The following is a 22,053-nucleotide window of genomic DNA, read 5'->3' on the forward strand; positions in this document are numbered from 1 at the left end:
GGTCACAGTTGGATCATAAACAGAAGGCCACGCCATTTCATGTTGCTCGATATAAGGCCTGTCCTGCTGGTGATTGGCGCGCTGTTGTCCGTTCTGGGTGTGGCGATGTTTATTCCTGCTCTGATCGATCTGGCATTGGGTGATGCGCAATGGCGTGTTTTCGCCGCTTCTGGCGCTGTCACATTATTTGTCGGTGGCGGTCTCTGGCTGGCGACCCGCAAGGGCCGAGTTGAGTTCACCCGTAGGCAGGCCTTCATGATGACCGTGTTGACATGGGCGTCTCTGTCGGCCTTTGGTGCTTTGCCCTTTTTGTGGTCGGGCGTGGTACCCACCTATACGGATGCTTTTTTTGAAAGCATGTCCGGCATCACAACGACAGGGTCTACCGTCATGTCCGGCCTTGATGGCATGCAGGCAGGCATCCTGCTTTGGCGCGGCATTCTGCAATGGCTGGGCGGTTTGGGGGTGATTGTCATGGCGATTGCTGTATTGCCCATGCTTCAGGTGGGCGGAATGCAACTGTTTCAGGCTGAATCCTTCAGCACCGCCGAAAAAATTCTGCCCCGTGCGACACAAATCTCGGCGGGCTTGACGGCGCTGTATATTCTTTTCACCGTAATATGTGGGTCGCTTTATTACAGTGCGGGAATGACGGCGCTCGATGCAACCGTACACGGCATGACCACGGTTGCCACCGGAGGTTTGTCTTCCCATGATGCGTCGATCGGCCATTATGGCAGCGCGCGCATCGAGCTGATCGCCATTGTCTTTATGATTTTGGGGTCCCTGCCCTTCATTTTGTATATTCAAGCCATGCGGGGCCAGTGGAAACGGTTGTTTATCGATTCTGAGATCCGTACCTTCTTTATGTTATTGGCTTTGTTTATTTCCATTGCGACATTTTATGCCATCGAAACCAATACATTTACAGGTATTGAGGCTTTGCGCCATTCTGCATTCAACGTCGTCTCGGTGATGACCGGCACAGGCTATGCCTCGACTGACTATCAGCTTTGGGGACCTTTCACGATCGCCTTTTTCTTTTTCATTATGTTCATTGGCGGATGTCAGGGTTCGACTGCCTGCGGGTTGAAAGTTTTTCGCCTACAGGTGATGTTTCAGGTTCTCAAACAGCATATCAACAGGATTGTTTTCCCCAACGGTGTGTTTGTAAAACGCTATAGTGGCTACCCACTCGCCGACAATGTGTCTGCAGCTGTGATGAGCTATTTCTTTCTGTATGTGGTGAGTTTCCTTGTTCTCGCTATTCTATTACAAATGACTGGCTTGGATTTTGTCACCTCGCTTTCGGGTGCAGGAACAGCCATTGCCAATGTCGGCCCAGGGGTTGGGCACATCATCGGACCATCGGGAAACTTCCAACCGCTCAATGATGTCGCAAAATGGTTGCTTGCTTTTGGCATGCTGTTGGGGCGGCTTGAATTGCTGACCGTTCTGGTCCTCTTCTTGCCCAGTTTTTGGAGAGAATAAACCGCCATGGTCGATGACAGTAAATCACCTAAATCTGATAAGCCTCTCAATGCAGACCAAATTCTGGATAGTGGCCCCCTGCACCGTCTGCAACAAGCAAGATGGGTCTTGATTGTCACCGCTATCGGGCTTGTTTGGATGGTGATGCAAACCGACGGGGAAATCTGGCGTGCAGTTGCTGTATTGTCTGCGGTTTTGTTAGCTACCCTTTTCTTGCCAAGACGACGCAAGGTCACCCGCTTACGCGCAAAAGCGGAGGCACGTCGGCGCACCACCATACCAAACCGCCATATGCGAAAACTGGCAGCCGCCCTGCCCGATCCCTGTTTTATCCTTGATCAGCGGGGCATTGTCCGCTTCATCAATAAAGCGGGATCATCAATTTTTGGCAATGTTAATGAAGGGGATCCGCTTTCCTTCAGGGTACGACAACCAGACATGCTGGCTGCTCTTGAAAATGTTCTTGACGGCGGCCCCTTGGAAAAAATCGACTATGTCCTCAAAAGCCATACAGACCATCATTATGAAGCTTGGGTCACACCCATTCATTTATCCAAGGAACGTTCCAAAGGTACACAACCCGATTTTATCTTGCTGCTTCTGCATGATCAGACCGAACAAAAAAACATAGAACGAATGCGTGCTGATTTTGTGGCCAATGCCAGCCACGAGCTGCGAACTCCACTTGCCTCGGTCATTGGCTTCATCGAAACGCTGCAAGGCCCCGCCAAAGGGGATGCTGCCGTAACGGACCGTTTTTTGGGCATAATGCTGGACCAATCAGAACGCATGTCACGATTGATATCTGATCTGCTGTCTCTTTCTCGCATTGAAATGAAGGCACATGTTCTGCCAGACACCCAAGTGGACTTGAGCAAAATACTCCTCCATGTCATGGACGCGCTGGCACCGTTGGCCGAAGAGAATAAAATCAAGATAAAGAGTCACAGCTGCGACGAAAGCCGGTGGGTGTCTGGTGATCGGGATGAACTGATTCAGGTTTTTGAAAATCTGGTAGAGAATGCTTTGAAATATGGCCGGAACGGCGAAAAGATAGAAATTGGCTGTGATGACATTGTCGATCCGACTGATGGCAAGGCCTACTATTCGATCAGCATCCGCGACTTTGGTGAAGGCATACCTGCCCAGCATTTGCCACGCCTGACCGAGCGCTTCTACCGAATCGACGTCGCCTCTTCGCGCGAACAAAAAGGCACAGGACTTGGGCTTGCCATCGTCAAACACATCCTCACACGACACCGGGGCAAGCTGTTGATCGAGAGTGTTGCAGGGCAAGGGGCCACCTTCCATGTCCAACTTCCGACATGCGAGTCTTCCATTTTATGACGCCCGTGTGAATCAGTGTTTTTTATTCCTTTTATTTCAATATCTTATATTGTCACAATACTGAAATATAAGTGTCATATACCCATCACATATCAGCGATAGTTTCCGCCGTGTACTGAGTTTTCCTGTTCTTTGATCCGCACCAATGCGGTGCTGGATCAGGCGGAATTCGGTCTTGTCTCGGCGGGTTTGAAAGGGTCATTGCGTGATCTACTCGCTTTAAAAAAACTGACTCATGGAGAGTTCAAGTGAAATTCGCATCTTTTGCTAGCGCAGCTGCTCTTGCTGCCACTACTATCCTCGCAGGCACCGCAGCACAGGCACGTGATCAGGTTCAGGTTGCTGGGTCTTCCACCGTTCTTCCTTACGCAACCATCGTTGCTGAATCCTTTGGTGAAAACTATCCAGACTTCAAAACCCCAATCGTTGAATCTGGTGGCTCTTCTGCTGGCCTTAAAGAATTCTGTAAAGGCACCGGCCCGAAAACAATCGACATTGCCAACGCATCGCGCAAGATCAAAGACAGCGAAGTCGAAAAATGTGCTGAAAATGGCGTTTCCGAAATCATCGAAGTAAAAATCGGTTACGACGGCATCGTGTTCGCTTCTGACGTAAACGGCGTTGATTTTGCTTTTGAGCCGATCCACTGGTTCAATGCTTTGGCTCCTAAAATTGTTGTAGACGGCAAGCTGGTCGACAACACCAACACCAAATGGTCGGACGTCGATGCTTCGTTCCCAGACTGGGAAATTGCAGCTTACATTCCTGGCGAAAAACACGGTACGCGTGAAGTTTTCGAAACCAAAGTACTGGCTAACGGCTGTAAAGCGGCTGGTGCACTGGACCTTTACATGGCTGCTGGCTTGGACAAAAAAGCTGCTGGTAAAGAGTGCTTCAAAGTACGCAAAGACGGCAAAGCTGTAGACATTGATGGCGATTACACCGAAACACTGGCCCGCATCGACAGCAACAAAACCGGCATTGGCGTGTTTGGTCTGGCGTTCTATGAGAACAACACAGATAAACTGAAAGTAGCGACCGTTTCCGACATCGCTCCTAACGCTGAAGTGATCGCTGATGGCACATACCCTGTCTCTCGTCCGCTTTACTTCTACGTGAAAAAAGCTCATCTGGGTGTGATCCCTGGCCTTAAAGAATATGTCGACTTCTTTATGTCAGACGACATGACTGGCGAAGGCTCACCTACTGCTGAATATGGTCTGGTTCCTGCTCCTGAAGCTGAGCGTGAAGCAATCCACGAAGCAATCGAAGAAGGCAAAACCCTTTAAGGTTGACCTTTCGGACCATGCGCACGTCACTGCGCATGGTCTTTTATTTGTGAATCCGGCTGAAGATCCTGTTGTGCAGTTCATAACTCTATTTTGAAACCGAATGGTTCAATTGACGTGTGTGCATCAACTAAGCTGTTTCTGACAATGTCCGCACCTTTCCTCGAAGAAAGGACCCAAAAGGACAGATCAGGGATTTCCATATTTATTTGACTGCGATTATTCGCATCGCTCAAGGGGCAGGTCGCTATGAGCCCGTTATGGCTTCTGGCAGTTATTCTCATCGTCGCATTGGCAGGTGCCCTACTGGGACGCAACCGTGCCATCGCATGCGTGAATGGGAAAGTAGCTGAACTTCACTCTCAACCCGGATATTACGGCTCTTACGTTTTTATCTGGACGGCAATTCCGGCGATCGGCTTTATGATCGCAGTGCTTTTCGCCCAGCCTTTCGTCAATAGATCAGTTGTCGACGGGGAATTGCGCAGCAGTTATACCGAAGCCTGTGCCCGCGAAATGTCGCGGATCGAAGGCGAGGCCGGTGCTGAAGAACCCAAAATCTGTCTCGATAAAAAAGACTATGAGGCGCTGGATACACGCCGTGCCCTGATGCAAGGCGTTGTCAGCAATGTTGCAAGCGGCTTGACGATGCTGTCTGACGAAGAACTCAAGCAACTGCGTTCTGGTTTGATTGCCGTGCGACCGACGCTTGCCAAACATGGCGTTGCACTGGCAGAAAATGTCAACAATTCTATCGTCGGTGCCGGCTATAAGCTCAACGAGTCACGCGAAGTTTTCGACTATATTTTGATGGGTGGTGTCGCGGCCCTGTTGGCCTTGGGGTTTGGTCTTTCCTATCGACGTATTTCTGCTCCACTGCGGGCGAGAAACCGGGTTGAGTCCAATATCAAGATCGCCTTGATCTTTGCTTCTTCAATCGCAATTCTGACCACTGTCGGCATTGTGTTTTCCATGCTGTTCGAATCCATTCATTTCTTTGGACATGTCGATCTGCTCGACTTTTTCTTTGGCACAACTTGGGACCCACGCTTCTCATCGGTTGGCCGTCAGGTCGACTCCGAGGGCGGGACCTTCGGTCTTATCCCATTGCTTTGGGGCACACTGTATATCTCGTTGGTTGCCCTGCTTGTAGCGGTGCCGATCGGTTTGTTCGCAGCCATATATATGGCTGAATATGCGAGCCGTCCCTTGCGCGCTATTGCCAAGCCTCTGCTGGAGATTCTGGCCGGCATTCCAACCATCGTTTATGGTTTCTTCGCGCTGGTAACGATCGGGCCTTTCTTTCGGGATGCGGGCGCAACTATCGGGCTGACAATCTCGGCCAATTCCGTTCTGACGGCCGGGTTTGTGATGGGCATCATGCTTATTCCTTTCATATCTTCGCTGTCAGACGACATTATTTCAGCGGTGCCTCAATCCCTGCGTGATGGTTCTCTTGGACTGGGTGCCACCCGGTCAGAAACAATCAAACGTGTTATTTTGCCTGCGGCACTACCCGGCATTGTCGGATCCATCCTACTGGCCGCTTCGCGCGCCATCGGGGAGACCATGATCGTGGTGATGGCCGCTGGAATCGCGGCCAACCTCACAGCCAATCCATTCGAAGCGGTGACCACTGTTACTGTAAAAATCGTCAGCCAGCTGACAGGTGATCTTGAGTTCAACTCGCCACAAACCCTTGTGGCCTTTGCGCTCGGTATCACACTGTTTTTCATCACGCTGTGCCTGAACATCTTCGCCTTGCACATCGTAAGGAAATATCGGGAGCAGTATGACTGATGACTGATACACTTCAATCTTCAGGCGACAAGATCGCACAAAACCATGTTCGCGATTTGGGGCTCAAGCGCCGATACGCGAAGGAAAAACGTTTCCGACTGGCTGGCATTGTCGCCATCTCAATGGGCATTCTGTTCTTGTTTTTGTTGTTTTGGTCCATTGTATCGAAGGGCTACACTGCCTTTGAACAAACCAAAATCAAACTGGATTTGTATCTGCAAGAACAAGTTCTTGACCCCAGCGGAACACGCAGTCGCGATGAGCTGCAGAAGGCCATTCGCTACAACAAGATTATCGAACCGGCGTTGTATAAAGCTCTTGGCATTGATCTGACTGACAAAAAGCAAAAGTCTGATAGAAGACTGGCCAAAAAGCTTCTATCTCGCGGGTCGGCGATTGAGTTGCGTGATATGGTTCTTGCCAATCCAGATTTGATTGGCAAAAAACAGACCATTTGGGTGTTGGCAGCCGGTGACGTTGACAGCTTTGTCAAAGGGCAGGTTCCCCGGGACACGCCAGAGAAGCGGCGCAAGATCAAGAATAAGCAGATTGTCTGGATCGATGACCTTATCGAACGGGGCGTTATGGAGAAGAAATTCAACACCGGCTTGTTCACATTTGGTGCATCATCCCGCGCCGAAACAGCTGGCATCGGTGTGGCTGCGATTGGTTCAATCTTTATGATGGCGATCGTTCTGCTGTTGGCTTTGCCAATTGGCGTTGCTGCCTCCATCTATTTGGAAGAATTTGCACCCAAAAACCGTTGGACTGATCTGATCGAGGTCAACATCAACAATTTGGCTGCGGTGCCGTCCATCGTGTTTGGTTTGCTTGGCTTGGCGGTGTTCATCAACTTTGCTGGCCTGCCTCGCTCGGCTTCAATTGTTGGTGGATTGGTGCTGACCCTGATGACCTTGCCGACCATCATCATTGCCACCCGATCTGCACTGAAAGCTGTGCCACCATCCATACGTGAAGCAGCATTGGGTATTGGAGCATCCAAAACACAAGCTATTTTCCACCATGTCTTGCCACTTGCCACTCCAGGCATTCTGACCGGCACCATTATTGGGCTTGCACAGGCTCTTGGTGAAACAGCACCACTTTTGATGATCGGTATGGTGGCCTTTGTGAAGGACTTCCCGCTGAGCCCATTTGATCCCGCGACCGCACTTCCTGTGCAGATCTACATGTGGGCTGGTGCGGCGGAACGTGCCTTTGTGGAACGGACATCTGCTGCCATCATGATCCTCTTGGCGTTTCTCGCCGTTATGAATATTTCTGCGGTGCTTCTGCGTCGCCGCTTCGAGCGCCGTTGGTAACCGCTGCGCATTGAAACAAAAAGATTGTACAGCCCGATTGGCGATGAACCGCCACAAAAACAGGCTCACAACAGGACAAAGAAAGTATCGACTATGCAGGATACGAACCTAAATATTCAGGGAAGCGATCTCCTTTCCAAATCGGCGCATCCGATTAAGATGTCAGGTGAAAAAGTTAACGTTCATTACGGTACCAAACAGGCACTGTTCGACGTCGATTTGCAGGTTAATGAAAATCAAGTCACGTCACTGATTGGCCCTTCGGGGTGTGGCAAGTCGACCTTCTTGCGTTGCCTTAACCGCATGAATGACACCATCGATATTTGTAATGTCACGGGTCTGATTAAGCTGGGAGACCAAGACATCTATGATCCCAACATTGATGTGGTTGAATTGCGTGCGCGTGTCGGCATGGTGTTTCAAAAGCCCAATCCATTCCCAAAAAGCATTTTTGAGAATGTGGTTTATGGACCACGCATTCATGGCCTGTGCCGCACAAAAGCCGAAATGGAAGAAGTCGTTGTTTCTTCTCTGCAAAAGGCCGGTTTGTTCGAGGAAGTAAAAGATCGTCTGGATGAGCCCGGTACGGGGCTTTCAGGCGGACAGCAACAGCGCTTGTGCATTGCGCGTGCCATTGCAGTGAGCCCCGAAGTGATCCTGATGGATGAGCCCTGTTCAGCGCTTGACCCGATAGCAACGGCCAAAGTGGAAGAACTGATTGATGAGTTGCGGGAAAATTATACCATCGTTATCGTAACCCACTCTATGCAGCAAGCTGCGCGCGTTTCCCAACGCACCGCTTTCTTCCACATGGGCACTCTGGTTGAAGAAGGCCAGACCGATCAGATCTTTACCAACCCCAAAGATCAGCGGACCCAGGATTATATTACCGGCCGTTTCGGCTAAGTTTTGGTTCGCCTTCTTTCATACGCCGGATTGTATATTTACCGGCGGTCAGAGACGCGAACGCGAGGAGAAATTGGATATGTCCGATCATATTGTGACATCATACGACGATGATTTGCGCGAGCTAACCGGTCGAATTGCCGAAATGGGTGGCCACGCTGAACGCATGGTTGAGGAAGCTGTGAGTGCACTGGTTCGTAAGGATCTCGATGCCGCGCAGGCAACAATCGAAAAAGACCAGATCATCAACAAACTTGATCAGGAAATTGAAGAAAAGGCTGTTCTGACCATCGCGCGTCGTCAGCCGATGGCGCAGGACCTTCGTCACATTGTGGCTGCCTTGCGCATTTCCATTGATCTGGAACGGGTTGCTGATTTGGGTAAAAATATTGCCCGCAATGCTTTGGCGTTGGAAGGCAGAAGCCAGCCAAAACAACTTACCCATGGCCTAGAGCATATGGCAGAGATTACGCTCGACCAACTGCGCATGGTTTTAGATGCCTATACCGCGCTGGACGAGAATGCTGCCTTGGCTGTGGTTCAAAAAGACAAAGATATTGATGCAATTTACAATTCTTTGTTCCGTGAATTCCTGACCTACATGATGGAAGATCCACGCAATATTACTTTCTGCACCAACTTTTTGTTTGCGGCAAAGCATCTTGAGCGCGTCGGCGATCACGCCACCAACATCGCCGAAACCATCTACTATGTCAAAACCGGCGTCACGCTGGAAAATCGCACTTTGTAGGCGTATCTGGGCAGGGCCAAGGTCCGAACCGATATTTGAAACGAAAAAACCAAGGGTGAGACGGAGAACCGACAGGTTCTGTCTCACCTGAATTAAGCTCCGATCTGGACAGTAATAAAGCAAATTCAATCCTAGTTCAGATCCCCAATATGCGGAAAAATGGCGATGAGCCCCAAAGTCATGATCGTGGAAGATGAAGAAGCCCTCAGTCTTCTCTTGCGTTACAATCTGGAAGCTGAGGGGTATCAAGTTGAAGTGATCACTCGTGGCGATGAGGCCGAAGGCCGCTTGCAGGAAACACTGCCTGACCTTTTGCTTCTTGACTGGATGTTACCCGGCCTATCTGGCATTGAACTATGTAGGCGCCTTCGTGCCAAACCCAAGACCCTCAAACTTCCCGTCATCATGCTGACAGCGCGCGGAGAAGAATCTGAACGCATTCGCGGTCTGTCTACCGGCGCAGATGATTATGTCGTCAAGCCCTTCTCTGTGCCTGAACTGATGGCCCGTGTGCGTGCGATTCTGCGCCGAGCGAGCCCCGATCTAGTTGCCACGGTACTGACTGCGGGTGACCTTGAATTGAACCGCGAAACACACCGGGTCAAACGCTCCAACCGTGAGATCACTCTTGGACCGACCGAATATAGATTGTTGGAATTTTTGATGCAGAACCCGGGTCGCGTCTATTCACGCGAGCAACTTCTGGACGGAGTTTGGGGGCACGACGTATATGTTGATGAGCGCACCGTCGATGTGCATGTCGGCCGGTTGCGTAAAACCATCAATCGCGGACGAGCCAAAGACCCCATTCGCACGGTTCGTGGATCTGGCTATAGCTTTGATGATCATTTCTCGGCTGAGTAGATTGCTCGTGTCCAGGCACTAGATCCTGATAAAAACCCTGATCTGTTCAACAGATCAGGGTTTTTTCTTGATCATTTTCACGCCTGAACTTCTTTATTCAGAATCCGCGTAAAATTCCTAGCTACTGCTCTTTTTCTTTTTAAAAAAAGAGAAAATCGTTTGTGTTTTTGGCTTTGCTGATTTTTTGGCTTTTTGAGCGGCCACTTTGCGTTCTGTTGCGCTATTGCGCGCGGCCACGGCTTTTCTTTTGACCGTATTTTTCGTTTTGGCAACCGCTCTGGTTGGTATCGATGGTTTGGTCAAAACAATGAAGTCCGTGCCCACGTCCGTTGTCTCACGGCTAAAGCCACGGTCAGAGATGGTCAAGGATGCGCCGATTTTTATCAGATGGTTGATTTGCGCACGCACGTTGTCCGGAATGGTAATGCGGTTTAGCACATCAGTTGACGCGACAATTCCGGTATCTTCTTTGGCCTGTTTCACGCCAAGCCGCGATTGCAGATCCTGCGAAAATTTGTCGCCCAAATTCACAGCGAGCCAATCGAGCTGCCCTTCGTTAACGTCGGAAGCACTGGCCGTAAAAAGATGGGCACCCAAAGGGGTGTCTGGATTTGAAATCTGAATGGGCGCATCGAACAAGGGTTTGAAATTGTGGCGGACAAAAAGATGCCCAGTCGGAACCTTGCCCTTGCCAGCCGCTTGATAGAGTTGATCCAGCAGCGCCTGATTGATGCGCGGTGTCGTCCCGTACATGCGGGCTTCAATACTGCCTTGCTTGGAGGCCAAAAACGCCCTTACAGCAGCATTGGTGGCTTTGCCAACTCTGCCATCTGGCGTGCCAGCGTCAAAGCCCAGAGTATTCAGAGTGACTTGAATTTCACGCACCAAATTGCCGCGTGCTTGTCGCGTAATAAAAATGCGGAGCGGTTTTTTGCTCTTTTTGATCTCGTTAAACTGGTTCATGCGTTTGGCAACCAGATGCGCCACATCGTCCTGTGCCGGACGGTCAGACAGCAATGTGATTTTACCCAAACCTTGCACAGGATTCATCAGACTTGGGTCGAGCCCTGATAGCTTGTCGGATACATCTACTTCTTGAGGCTGAAAAAGCATCTGGTGTTGAATCTGTTGAGGCGTAGCATCGCGATTGGCGATTATAACATGTGCACCGCGCTCGGTAAGACTGAACAGCTTTTTAGCAAATCCACGCGGCAGCCGGACACATCCATGCGAAGCGGGATAACTGGGAACGGAATTGGACTCATGCAGAGCAATACCTGACCAAGTCAGACGCTGCATATAAGGCATGGGAGCGCTATTGTATATATTGGAAAAATGCCGTTTGCGCTTTTCCAATATGGAGAAGATTCCGGTTGGGGTGGTATGTCCGCGCTTACCAGTCGATACCTTGGACTTTGCAATTTCTTGGTTGCCACGAAACACACGAAGGCTTTGATCCTTGCGTGAAATAATAATCTGAACAGGTGCATTTTCAGACATTTTGATCGCAGCAGCAGATTTCGAGGCGACTGGCGCTTGTTCAAGCGTTGTTTCATTAGCCGTGGTCAAACCACTACTCGAAAGCAAAATGCTAATTGTCAGACCGACATATCCGGTTGTTGACTTCATATGACCCAATCTCCGTATCCCCAAAACAAAAAACAAAAATTTATACATCAAACCAATACTAATCAGTATATCCCTCATAAAATCAGGAGCAACCCTATTTGAACAAGCTTGGACACAAGAGAGAAAATATTCCTAATTCCCTCCCAAACCGTTAGAATTATCGCCTATTCGCTTGCTTTTTTAACAGAATATCTGAACGATGACACTGCAGATCAAAATTTGAAATCGAAATTTATACTTGCGCAGCACTGAACATTCTTTTTGTTAGTCTGTCCCAAATGATATCAATCTTTCCGGATCAACGACATTTGTGTAATTGTGGTTTGATGAAACCGTATCCCCAGAATAATAGTTGAACCTAAATATTCTCTTTATAGCGTCTCAATGGTCAAACATGCGCGTCTGGGTAAGCCATGCTACAAAAAGAAGCGCTCTTAGCATCGTATCTTTGATTGACTTCACAAGCTGGTTGCTTATGGTTTGCGCCATTATTCGGGCGGTGTGGATGACCTTTCGATCCGCCAAGCAGAAACAATTCCAAACCCTATGAGAAGCCGAAAGCGAGAGACATGACCCAAGTTGATCTGGCCGTGCTAAAAAGCACCATTGAAGCGAGCTTTGAGGTGCGTGATACCATCAGCACCAGCACCCAAGGCGACATACGCGAAGCCGTTGACAAGGCCCTAACGCTTATGGACAACGGCCATGTTCGTGTGGCTGAGAAAGGCGCTGATGGCAATTGGGTTGTCAATCAATGGCTCAAAATGGCGGTTCTTTTGTCTTTCCGGCTCAACCCGATGGAAATTATCAAAGGCGGCCCTGGGGATGCAACCTGGTGGGACAAGGTTCCTTCCAAATTTGACGGTTGGGGTGGTCTTGATTTTGAAAAAGCCGGTTTCCGTGCTGTTCCAAACTGCATTGTGCGTCGCTCGGCCTACATCGGCAAAGGCGTAGTGCTTATGCCATCCTTCGTCAATTTGGGCGCCTATGTAGGCGACAACGCCATGATCGACACTTGGGCAACCGTTGGCTCCTGTGCGCAGATCGGCAAAAATGTGCATATTTCTGGCGGTGCTGGGATTGGCGGAGTGTTAGAGCCGTTACAGGCAGGCCCCGTTATCATTGAAGATAATTGCTTCATCGGCGCTCGTGCCGAAGTTGCGGAAGGCGTGATCGTTCGTGAAGGGTCTGTTCTGTCGATGGGGGTTTACATCGGCGCTTCAACCAAGATTGTCGACCGCGCAACGGGCGAAGTTTTCATGGGCGAAGTTCCTGCCTATTCCGTTGTGGTCCCCGGCGCGTTACCAGGCAAGCCATTGCCTGACGGCACCCCTGGCCCAAGCCTCTATTGCGCTGTCATCGTCAAGCGCGTGGATGCAAAGACCCGTTCCAAAACCTCGATCAACGAGCTGCTGCGCGACTGATCCGACCTTCCATCTTTAAAAGTCAAAACCCTGTAGCGCCCGCTGCAGGGTTTTTCTTTGTCGACAGAAAAGTCAAGAAAAGCGCTTGACCTAGAGTGCACTCTAACAATTAAATGATGAGGTCGGACCTCTCAACAAAAGGATGAGATCATGACCGACGTTAAAATATATTCCCATTTCCCCTCGCGTGCTCGCTGCGACCAGATAGTGATTGCCCCGATGGCTTGTACTGCCGATGCCCGCATGTGTCGCGACGGCAGCCACGCGCAAACATAACACTTGTGGAGGGATTGCATGAAGATCGGCGATTTGGCCAACCTATCCGGACTTTCGGTCCATACCATTCGTTACTACGAAAAAGTGGGCCTTTTGCCCCCTGCCCATCGGGATACTGGCGGGCAGCGGCAATATAGTTCAGAGATTGCGGGCTGGCTTCGGTTTCTCAGACATCTCAAGTCCACGGGCATGGGGATTTCTGACATGGTCCGCTATGCGCAATTGCGCGCTAAGGGCACGGAAACAGCGCAAGAGCGTCGTCAAATGCTGGAAATTCAGCGCGACAAGGTCGTTCAACAAATCGCCCTATTGCAGTCAACACTCCCCATTCTTGACAAGAAGATAGACATATATCGCGATATGGAACGAGCCCATATCATGGAGGCAGACCATGACAATCGAAGTAAACCCAAGAAACGCGTCTGAAAATAATCTCGAAGCTTTAGAACGAGGTCGCGCCTATTGTGCCGCACATCATCCACATCTGGAAGCGGCCTTGGCGGATCGGTATGATGCGCGCCTTCCCGGCTTTTCCCAAAGTTTGGTGGAGTGGGCCTATGGACGGCATTATTCCCGCGGTGGGGTAGACGCAAAGACCCGCCAGCTGGCAACCATAGCGGCGCTGACTGCGCTGGGTGGCCAGACTGCACCACAGTTGAAAATCAATATTGAGCACAGCCTTGCTGTAGGTGCAACTGAACGAGAGATCGTCGAGATCATTTGGCAAATGGCCGTTTATGGCGGACTTCCTGCTGCAATCAATGGCCTCAATGCCGCTATGGATGTTTTTGACGCGCAGAATGAACAATAAAACTATTGCCACCCGTGGCCATAAGCCAATCGGGCGGCTGTGTCCAACAATCGGAGTCTACAGTGGGGAAAGAGGCAACTCTTTCTCCATTTCTTTGGAAAAACACTCTATCGTATGAAGGATCATAGACGGTATAGATGAAGCGGGATTAAACTTCATCCAAAGCCTTGAGCCGCTATTCCTTTTAGAGCGGCAAAGATAATGGGACACTTGCATGACTTTCGACCAGTTGCTGTTCGACAGCCGAGGCACAATCAACCGCAAACAATTCTGGATTGCCCATCTGCTGCTTTTCCCGCTTGAAATTGGCGCCGCATTTCTATTTCGTGTGCACGAAAATTATCTCTGCTCGATGGACCCCTTCACAACATTGGGTCAGGCCTATTATGGCGCATTGGGTGTTATGGCACTGACCTTTTTCTTCATGTGGTATTGTGTAGTGATCAAACGCTTGCGCGCCAGCGGCCGAGGCCATCTCAGCTTTTTCGCCTATGCCATTCCGATTTTGGTAACGCTCACCGCGTTGGCACCGCACTTCCCGCTGTCTTGTAGTGTCGGCATTGGCGAGCGTGCTATTTATCTGCTAGCGATCCTTCCCTTCTGGCTTGTCTATTTTATTGATCTGGGCGTGCGAAAAGGGAAAGGCGAAAGGAACCCAAACACACTGGCTCCATCCCCGGATCAGAATTAGCCGGTTCAACTTTAGACAACCACGGCCTATATCCATCGCAGGCACAAAAGAATGAGGCCGCTGGACATTCTTTGCATGTCGACTTTTCGACACCTCGTGCACCGTTTATCAAGACCTCCACCCAAGAGTGTGTTCTTGAAAAGCACTTTTCCAGTTTCGATTGGAATAGGTAACAAACTATAACTTGAAGTAGTTTTCGCGAGCCCAACCTCGCAAAAATTGCTTTAGATGAAAGCGCTCATAGACATGACCAACGCCCCTTCCGCTCTGGATATCGCCCGTAAATTGGTTCAATGCCCAAGTGTCACACCTGAAGAGGGCGGTGCACTGGCCTATTTGGATACGCTCTTGAGCCCCGTAGGCTTTCAGGTCCATCGCCCTGTTTTCTCTGAAAGCGGGACGCCCGATGTGGAAAATCTGTTTGCCAAACTTTCGCATGGCAAAGGCCCACACTTGGTCTTTGCTGGCCACACAGATGTTGTTCCCACTGGCGACGAAGGCCTTTGGACTTTGCCCCCTTTCTCAGGTGAAGTAAAAGAAGGCATGCTTTATGGCCGAGGCACTGCCGACATGAAGGGGGGCATTGCTGCTTTTTCTGCCGCCGTTTTGCAGTATCTAGCAGAGCACGGCGAGCCAGAAGGCAGCATTTCCTTCCTGATCACGGGCGATGAAGAAGGACCGGCGACGAATGGCACGGTCAAACTGCTCCAATGGGCTGCCGACAAAGGCGAACACTTTTCTGACGCGATCGTCGGTGAACCAACAAACCCCGACGCAATGGGGGATGCCATCAAGATCGGCCGTCGTGGTAGCCTGTCCGGGACAATCACAGTGACGGGACATCAGGGCCATGTGGCCTACCCCCATTTAGCCCACAACCCCGTTACCATCATGGCGCAAATTGTGTCCAAGATCAGCGCCGCTGTTCTTGACCACGGTACGGATCATTTCCAACCCACCAATCTGGAGTTTATCTCTATAGACGTGGGCAATGAGGCCTGGAATTTGATCCCCAAAAAAGCCACGGCTCGCTTTAACGTGCGCCATAATGACCTGTGGGACGCCCAAAAATTGTCCGATTTTGTCATGAAAAATGCAAAAGACTGCATTCCATCTTCGGATTTTGACGTGACACTGGGCCTGATACCCAGCAATGCAGACGCCTTCCTGACCCGTTCGGATACATTGATCCAGAGCTTCAGCGAGTCCGTTAAAAAAATCACCGGAAGAACACCAGAGCATTCCACCGATGGCGGAACATCGGATGCGCGTTTCATCAAGAATTATTGCCCGGTCATCGAGTTCGGACTTGTCGGCAAAACCATGCATATGATTGATGAACATATCGCCGTCGATGATCTCAAAACCTTGACCGATATCTATTATGATTTTCTGATGCGCTATTTCCCTCCAAAGGGATAAATAGATCGTCAATTGATTAAGCGGCGGGGCCTTTTTGCTGGCCCCGTTGTTTTTGTATCCTTACAGACGCATTGGGGAAGAGGTGCTAATGTCTTCTCTTTATCCAGATAGGCTGTTACACAAGCATTCTTGACATGCCAACGCCACGCAACCGGAGCCACGATGCATTATATTCTTTACCATCTGGAACTGGTTTGGGCCTTTGTGCGCGGCAAGGATGAAGCGCTTTATCACATTGATGCCACCCCGCGCGGGCTAAAACTATCGTTTCTGGCAATCCTGATCGTTGAGCCGCTCGGTTTGTTTTACGCGGCTTTGTTTGGGCATCTCGATAGAGTGCTTTTGTTCCGCGAAGGCGGGTTTTCCTACTATATTTTGCAGCTGTTTCTGGATTGGGGCCTTGCTCCGCTCCTCTTTTTTGCCTTCTGCACTGCTTTTGGTTTTCGTGACCGGCTCATCCCGCTGATTGTCAGCTACAACTGGCTGAGTGTGATCGTTCTGATGATCACTCTGCTCCCCGGAGCGTTGATGACTTCCAATATGGTTGGAGTGGGTATGGCGCTGATGTTGATGGTGGCTGTCTATGGCTTTGCGATCTGGGTTTCTTACCGGCTTTACCGCTTTGTGCTGGAGTGCCCACCCACCATGGCGCTGGGGCTATCGATCCTATTGCTGATCCTGAGCATTGCGTCCGCAGTCATTTTGTCCGATATCACAGAGACCCTGACCTAGGCTTTTGGGTGCTCTTCCCATGGCTTTTCAGCAATTACATAGTCAGCAGCGTCGGGATAATCAATCTTTTTGAGATAGAGCCCATCGGGTGGGCAAACCGGACCGCATGCACGGCGATCACAGGCTTGCAGTATCTCGGTAATCCATTCGACAGGCTTGCGGCCAGACCCGACTTCGACCAGAGAGCCAACGAATGAGCGGATCTGGTTATGCAAGAAGGCTCGCGCCGTAGCGTCCAGAAAGACCCATTCCCCTTCGCGGCTGACCGTTAGTTTTTCCATGGTCCGCATGGGGCTTTTTGCCTGGCAGGCGGTGGCGCGGAAGGTGGTGAAGTCATGATGGCCAATTAGCTGGTCAGCGCCCTTTTGCATTAAGTCGATATTGATAGGATAACTATATTGCCACGCGCGGCCCAACTCATAGGTTAGTGGTGCACGGCGATTGCAAATGCGATAGCGATAGTAACGCTTGGTGGCCGAAAAACGGGCATCAAACTCATCGGTGACCTTCCAACTGTCCAGAATGGCAACCCCGGTATCCTTGAGGAAATGGTTCAGCGCCTCGCGGATTTTCTCGCTATGCCAGTCGCGTTGCAAATCAAAATGGGCCACTTGCCCATCGGCGTGGACACCAGAATCGGTCCGCCCCGCGCCAAACACCACGGTCTCTTCGCGGGTGAATTTAAGCAAGGATTTCTCTATCAACCCCATGACACTGGGTGCATTGTCCTGACGTTGCCATCCCGAGAAAGGTCGGCCGTCATATTCGATCAGAAGCTTGAAGCGAGGCATATCAGGCGATGACCTCACCGACCTTGAGATCGGCACCGCGTTGGAAAACGTCGGCCTTCATTGCGCCCTTGCCTGCCCGTTGCAGCTCAATGAGACGTACAGCCCCATCGCCGCACGCAACCGTCATCGCTCCGTCAAGCAACGTGCCTGGCGCACCGGTGCCATCGACCAATTCCGAGCGCAACAGCTTGACGCGCAGAGGCTTGCCCCGAATGGTCATTTCCACCCATGCACCAGGGAACGGCGACAGGCCGCGAATGATGTTGTGCACCTCGGCTGCCGGTTTTGAAAAATCAATCCGGCTTTCGGTTTTGTCAATTTTTTTAGCATAGGTCACACCGTCTTCAAGCTGAGGTTTGGACCCAAGAGCCTCACGGGATAAGGCAGCCAAAGCACGCCCCATCAGGTCTGCACCCAGCACCATCATATGGTCATGCAGATCCTGTGCGGTCATGGCTTGGCCAATCGCAATGGTCTCTGACATGCAGACATCGCCGGTGTCCAAGCCCACATCCATGCGCATCACCTGCACGGCGGTCTCGGCATCGCCAGCCATAATGGCACGTTGGATCGGTGCGGCCCCACGCCAGCGCGGCAATTTGGAGCCATGCAGATTGAGGCAGCCATCACGGGGGGCATCCAAAATGGCTTTGGGTAGCAGCAAACCATAGGCGACCACCACTGCGACATCAACATCCAAAGCGCGGAACTTTTCCTGCTCTTCCTCTGATTTCAATGAGGACGGCGTGAAAACCGGCAAGCCTAGTTTCTCAGCCGCTTGATGCACGGGGCTTTTGCGTTCTTCCATGCCACGACCGGCGGGACGCGGCGGCTGGCTGTAGACCGCAACCACTTCATGGCCCTGACCGACAATTTCCATCAGTGTGGGAACGGAAAAATCCGGGGTGCCCATAAACACGACGCGCAGCATGGCTCATCCTTGCAGTTAGTGAAGCGGCAAGATCGAAGGGTGGCTAGAGAACACCCTTGTCTTTTTGTTTGGCCAGCTTGGTGAATTTTTTGATCACGCGGTCACGGCGCAGCTTGGAAATATAGTCGATGAACAAAGCACCATTGAGATGATCCAGTTCATGCTGGGCGCAGGTGGCCAGCAGACCATCGCACATCAATTCTTGATCCTTGCCGAACTGATCCAGGAATTTGATCTTGATTTCAGCGGGGCGATCCACCTCGGCATAATATTCAGGGATCGACAAACAACCCTCTTCATAGGTGCTGATCTCGTCCGAGGACCAGATGATCTCGGGGTTGATCATGCAAATGGGCGACTTCTCCCCCTCCTCTTTGGCACAATCAAGTGTGAAGAGACGACGGCGCACACCGACCTGTATTCCCGCAAGGCCAATGCCTGGCGCGTCATACATCGTTTCAAACATATTTTCGACGAGACGACGCAAATCATCATCTACGCGTTCGACCGGTGCCGATTGCTCTCGCAAGATCGGGTCCGGCAATGTTACTATATCCATTACAGCCATAAAAAGTGACATAAGGCTTTCACGCTGGATCGTCAATCAAAAGGCGATGTTAAATCCGCGTTTTCTCTCCTTTTAGCGCATTCCTCAACAAGCCCTTTGACGCGTAGCGGCGATCTATGTTCACACTTTGTTTCAATGGGATGCCGAATCAATCTATAGTTCCATTATGAATGAAACTGTGATCACTCTTGGCCAACATGGCTTTACTGTCTTTCAGGTGCTAATCGGAGCGATTGGCTTGGTCGGGCTTTTGCTGGTCGGACTGCTGATCTCACTGTCGCGACAAAGCACCTTGCGCAGCCAAGAGCTCTACGAGGCACAGGAACAGGCGCGAATGCAATCTTTGCAGGTGGAGGAATTGTCGCGCCTGCAAGCCGCCATGACCGGTCGCATGCAGACAATGTCCGAGATTTTTTCCAGTCGCCAGAGTGAGATGGCGCAAGTGCTTACCAATCGCATGGATGGCATGGGACATCGTTTGACCCAGACCGTTAGCAAAAGCTTGACGGATCAGCAAAAAGCCACCGGCGACAACTTGCGAGCGCTGCATGAGCGATTGGCCGTCATAGACAAGGCACAAGGCAACATCACCGAGCTTTCTGGGCGGGTGGTCGAATTACAGCAAATCCTTGCCAACAAACAGACACGCGGCACCTTTGGTCAAGGGCGGATGGAGGCCATTGTCGAGGATGCGCTGCCACCCCACGCCTATGATTTCCAATATACCCTGTCAAACGGCAAACGCCCTGATTGTGTCATTCACATTCCCAGTGACAATGCTGTTTTGGTGATTGATGCCAAGTTTCCGCTGGAAGGCTGGAGCGCAGTGAAAGAGGCACAGACACCGGAAGAAGACAAACAGGCACGCACGCGCTTTCGCAACGATGTCAAAGTGCATATCAAGGCGATTGCCGAGCGCTATTTCATCACTGGAGAGACACAAGAAACCGCCTTTATGTTTGTACCATCCGAGAGCCTGTTCGCAGATCTGCATGAGCAATTTGAAGACATCGTGCAACTGTCTCATCGCACACGGGTGGTGATTGTCTCACCCTCTCTGCTGACCCTGTCCATTCAGGTGGTGCAATCCATTCTCAAAGATGCGCGCATGCGTGAGCAGGCCCATATCATTCAGCGCGAGGTCGCATTGTTGGTCGATGATGTGTCTCGGCTCGACGATAGAGTCAGCAAACTTCAGGCCCACTTTGGTCAAACCGCCAAAGATATAGACCAGATCCTCACATCGACGGGCAAGATCATCAAGCGGGGGCGTAAGATTGAGGATATTGATGTCAGCGAGGCCGAGCTGGCCGCTGAAACCGTCAGAGCAAGTGAGGCGATTGAAAAACCATCTGACATGTCCGAGGCATCTCCCTTTGAAGCCCCGGCGCCCGAACCAGCCAGATCAGGACCATTCGGCATAGCAGGGCCTAAATAGTCATAAAACTGCAAAGTTTGAAGGGTATTGAGCTACGGGGAGACACCTTGATCCATTTTTTGTGTTTCCATCCGGTGGCTTCCCAATTTCTACTCTTGATTAGAACTGGTGTGTGTCATGGCTCTTCAAAACCTACCCAAGCATTTGCATTCATTTTCTCAAACGCTTGATACCAGTCCATTGTATCATCTGGGGCGGCGCTACAGCTCTGATGGCGTTTTCCTGCCCGAGCCAGGCAATACAGTTGTCTGCCACATCGTCAAGGATTCTATGTCCGCTGAAGCCGTGATTGATGCACGCAGACGCATGCAAAGCTTGCCGGAATCCGAGAAACTGGCTTATACGGCGGTGTCCAGTCTACATATGACTCTTTTCCAAGGCATCATTGAGTATCGCCGGCACCTACCCTATTGGCCGGAGACAATAACGCTAGACACCCCCATTGATGACATGACCACTTTGTTTAAGCGCCGGTTGCACGATTTTGAAAGTCCAGGTCCATTTCAAGTGGAAGTTGTTGGTGCAACACCGAACGGATTGGAGGTCGCAGGCATTTCGTCGCAAGACCGAGCGGTTATGAAATGCTGGCGCGACCGGTTCGCTGATATTTTTGGCTATCGTCATCCGGATCACGAGTCCTACAGTTTCCACATCACCTTTGCCTATGTTCTGGACCGATTCAGCGATGACGCGATTGAGATCTGGCAAAAGGGACTAGCGGAAATTGTCGAAAATCTTCAGGAATGTGCCCCGGTCATTGAACTAGAACCGCCTGCATTTTGCAGCTTCAATGATATGAACCATTTTGAGAAATTGCAGGTCTTCGAATGACGTTGGCTTGTATTGCAGATGTCGCCGCACAGCTGAGCTTAGCAAAACCGGTGGCACATGTTTGATTATGAGAATTCCTTGCGGCTGCGCATGGCTTGCAACAAGGTGCCCTCGTCCAGATAGTCCAATTCGCCGCCAATGGGAACCCCGTGGGCCAATTGTGATATTTTGATTGGCTGGAAATCTGGATTGATAACGGAGGCTTGTTTTGCCTGCGCCTGAAGCTGATCGGTGATGTAATGCGCGGTAGTCTGCCCCTCCACCGTCGCATTGACGGCCAGAATAATCTCCTTGATCTCACCTTTGTCCGTACGGGCTAGCAGACCTCCGATATTGAGATCATCCGGCCCGATGCCATCGAGTGGAGACAACGTGCCGCCAAGCACGTGATACGCGGCGTTCAGGACTGATGCACGCTCAAGGGCCCAAAGATCAGACACATCTTCGACCACCACCAGCAAACTGGGATCGCGACGCGCATCGGTACAAATGGTGCAGGGGTTGGCGCTGTCGACATTGCCACACGTCTCACAAACCTGAATTTTATCGACTGCGGTGGCCATCGCATCGGACAGCGGGATCAGCAATTGGTCTTTGTTCTTGATTAGATGCAAGGCGACACGGCGCGCTGAGCGCTGCCCCAGACCGGGTAAACGCGCCAGCAGTTTGATCAGCTTTTCAATTTCCGGCCCTGCCACATGATTGGCCATGCCCACACTCCTGCCGCCTTGTTATTTGG

The 22,053-nt window shown here is 50.9% G+C and carries 22 protein-coding genes; 17 read left to right on the forward strand and 5 right to left on the reverse strand.

All coding sequences use genetic code 11. From position 1 onward, the window contains the following. Positions 1 to 39 precede the first annotated feature (39 nt). From C0081_RS16890 to phoB, 8 genes are all read left to right on the forward strand, one after another. Complete coding sequence (locus tag C0081_RS16890; protein ID WP_210200545.1) at positions 40 to 1,491, forward strand: TrkH family potassium uptake protein; 1,452 nt, start codon at positions 40 to 42, stop codon at positions 1,489 to 1,491. A 6-nt stretch (positions 1,492 to 1,497) separates the two neighbouring features. Continuing rightward, positions 1,498 to 2,838, forward strand: a complete 1,341-nt coding sequence (locus C0081_RS16895) for an ATP-binding protein (protein ID WP_101535029.1) — start codon at positions 1,498 to 1,500, stop codon at positions 2,836 to 2,838. Positions 2,839 to 3,086: 248 nt separating this feature from the next. Further along, on the forward strand, positions 3,087 to 4,127 hold the full coding sequence (locus C0081_RS16900) for a substrate-binding domain-containing protein (RefSeq protein ID WP_101535030.1): 1,041 nt from the start codon (positions 3,087 to 3,089) through the stop codon (positions 4,125 to 4,127). 249 nt (positions 4,128 to 4,376) lie between these two features. After that, a complete protein-coding gene (gene pstC, locus C0081_RS16905) occupies positions 4,377 to 5,927 on the forward strand; it encodes a phosphate ABC transporter permease subunit PstC (RefSeq protein WP_101535031.1) in 1,551 nt (516 codons plus the stop codon). Further along, entirely contained in the window at positions 5,927 to 7,249 is a 1,323-nt protein-coding gene (pstA, locus tag C0081_RS16910; protein ID WP_101535032.1) for a phosphate ABC transporter permease PstA, read from the forward strand. Before pstC ends, pstA begins: the two co-directional genes overlap by 1 nt. Before the next feature lie 93 nt (positions 7,250 to 7,342). Next, complete coding sequence (gene pstB / locus C0081_RS16915; protein WP_101535033.1) at positions 7,343 to 8,155, forward strand: phosphate ABC transporter ATP-binding protein PstB; 813 nt, start codon at positions 7,343 to 7,345, stop codon at positions 8,153 to 8,155. A gap of 79 nt (positions 8,156 to 8,234) precedes the next feature. After that, positions 8,235 to 8,906 (forward strand): phosphate signaling complex protein PhoU, encoded by a 672-nt coding sequence (gene phoU / locus C0081_RS16920; RefSeq protein WP_101535034.1) that lies wholly within the window; start codon positions 8,235 to 8,237, stop codon positions 8,904 to 8,906. A gap of 165 nt (positions 8,907 to 9,071) precedes the next feature. After that, a complete protein-coding gene (gene phoB / locus C0081_RS16925; RefSeq protein WP_101535035.1) occupies positions 9,072 to 9,770 on the forward strand; it encodes a phosphate regulon transcriptional regulator PhoB in 699 nt (232 codons plus the stop codon). Positions 9,771 to 9,887: 117 nt separating this feature from the next. On the opposite strand, the gene C0081_RS16930 is transcribed toward phoB, so the two are convergent. Continuing rightward, positions 9,888 to 11,399 (reverse strand): L,D-transpeptidase, encoded by a 1,512-nt coding sequence (locus tag C0081_RS16930; RefSeq protein ID WP_180966941.1) that lies wholly within the window; start codon positions 11,397 to 11,399, stop codon positions 9,888 to 9,890. A gap of 569 nt (positions 11,400 to 11,968) precedes the next feature. On the opposite strand from C0081_RS16930, the gene dapD reads away from it, so the two are divergent. The 7 genes from dapD (at position 11,969) to C0081_RS16960 (ending at position 16,755) form a co-directional block, all read left to right on the forward strand. Then, positions 11,969 to 12,823, forward strand: coding sequence for a 2,3,4,5-tetrahydropyridine-2,6-dicarboxylate N-succinyltransferase (gene dapD / locus C0081_RS16935; protein WP_101535037.1), 855 nt, complete (start codon positions 11,969 to 11,971; stop codon positions 12,821 to 12,823). A gap of 150 nt (positions 12,824 to 12,973) precedes the next feature. Then, on the forward strand, positions 12,974 to 13,099 hold the full coding sequence (locus C0081_RS23715; protein ID WP_280952886.1) for a hypothetical protein: 126 nt from the start codon (positions 12,974 to 12,976) through the stop codon (positions 13,097 to 13,099). Between the two features lie 18 nt (positions 13,100 to 13,117). Next, positions 13,118 to 13,525, forward strand: a complete 408-nt coding sequence (locus C0081_RS16940) for a MerR family transcriptional regulator (RefSeq protein ID WP_101535038.1) — start codon at positions 13,118 to 13,120, stop codon at positions 13,523 to 13,525. Beyond that, positions 13,491 to 13,910, forward strand: a complete 420-nt coding sequence (locus C0081_RS16945) for a carboxymuconolactone decarboxylase family protein (RefSeq protein ID WP_101535039.1) — start codon at positions 13,491 to 13,493, stop codon at positions 13,908 to 13,910. Before C0081_RS16940 ends, C0081_RS16945 begins: the two co-directional genes overlap by 35 nt. Before the next feature lie 214 nt (positions 13,911 to 14,124). Continuing rightward, a complete protein-coding gene (locus C0081_RS16950) occupies positions 14,125 to 14,601 on the forward strand; it encodes a DUF805 domain-containing protein (RefSeq protein ID WP_101535040.1) in 477 nt (158 codons plus the stop codon). 246 nt (positions 14,602 to 14,847) lie between these two features. Further along, positions 14,848 to 16,023, forward strand: coding sequence for a succinyl-diaminopimelate desuccinylase (gene dapE, locus C0081_RS16955; protein WP_101535041.1), 1,176 nt, complete (start codon positions 14,848 to 14,850; stop codon positions 16,021 to 16,023). A 162-nt stretch (positions 16,024 to 16,185) separates the two neighbouring features. Then, entirely contained in the window at positions 16,186 to 16,755 is a 570-nt protein-coding gene (locus tag C0081_RS16960; RefSeq protein WP_101535042.1) for a hypothetical protein, read from the forward strand. On the opposite strand, the gene truA is transcribed toward C0081_RS16960, so the two are convergent. The 3 genes from truA to def are packed head-to-tail and all read right to left on the reverse strand — an operon-like array spanning position 16,752 to position 19,045. Beyond that, the gene (truA, locus tag C0081_RS16965; protein WP_101535043.1) at positions 16,752 to 17,546 is read right to left on the reverse strand and encodes a tRNA pseudouridine(38-40) synthase TruA; all 795 of its coding nucleotides are present in this window, start codon (positions 17,544 to 17,546) and stop codon (positions 16,752 to 16,754) included. The two genes, C0081_RS16960 and truA, sit on opposite strands and share 4 nt — an antisense overlap. Position 17,547: 1 nt before the next feature. Beyond that, the gene (fmt, locus tag C0081_RS16970) at positions 17,548 to 18,474 is read right to left on the reverse strand and encodes a methionyl-tRNA formyltransferase (protein WP_101535256.1); all 927 of its coding nucleotides are present in this window, start codon (positions 18,472 to 18,474) and stop codon (positions 17,548 to 17,550) included. 46 nt (positions 18,475 to 18,520) lie between these two features. After that, positions 18,521 to 19,045, reverse strand: a complete 525-nt coding sequence (gene def, locus C0081_RS16975; RefSeq protein ID WP_101535257.1) for a peptide deformylase — start codon at positions 19,043 to 19,045, stop codon at positions 18,521 to 18,523. Positions 19,046 to 19,211: 166 nt separating this feature from the next. On the opposite strand from def, the gene C0081_RS16980 reads away from it, so the two are divergent. Then, positions 19,212 to 20,483, forward strand: coding sequence for a DNA recombination protein RmuC (locus C0081_RS16980; protein WP_101535044.1), 1,272 nt, complete (start codon positions 19,212 to 19,214; stop codon positions 20,481 to 20,483). Between the two features lie 117 nt (positions 20,484 to 20,600). Next, a complete protein-coding gene (locus C0081_RS16985; RefSeq protein WP_101535045.1) occupies positions 20,601 to 21,314 on the forward strand; it encodes a DUF1868 domain-containing protein in 714 nt (237 codons plus the stop codon). A 65-nt stretch (positions 21,315 to 21,379) separates the two neighbouring features. On the opposite strand, the gene recR is transcribed toward C0081_RS16985, so the two are convergent. After that, on the reverse strand, positions 21,380 to 22,024 hold the full coding sequence (gene recR / locus C0081_RS16990) for a recombination mediator RecR (protein WP_101535046.1): 645 nt from the start codon (positions 22,022 to 22,024) through the stop codon (positions 21,380 to 21,382). Positions 22,025 to 22,053: the final 29 nt, after the last annotated feature.

This window comes from Cohaesibacter celericrescens (assembly GCF_002866925.1).
Classification (GTDB): Bacteria; Pseudomonadota; Alphaproteobacteria; order Rhizobiales; family Cohaesibacteraceae; genus Cohaesibacter; species Cohaesibacter celericrescens.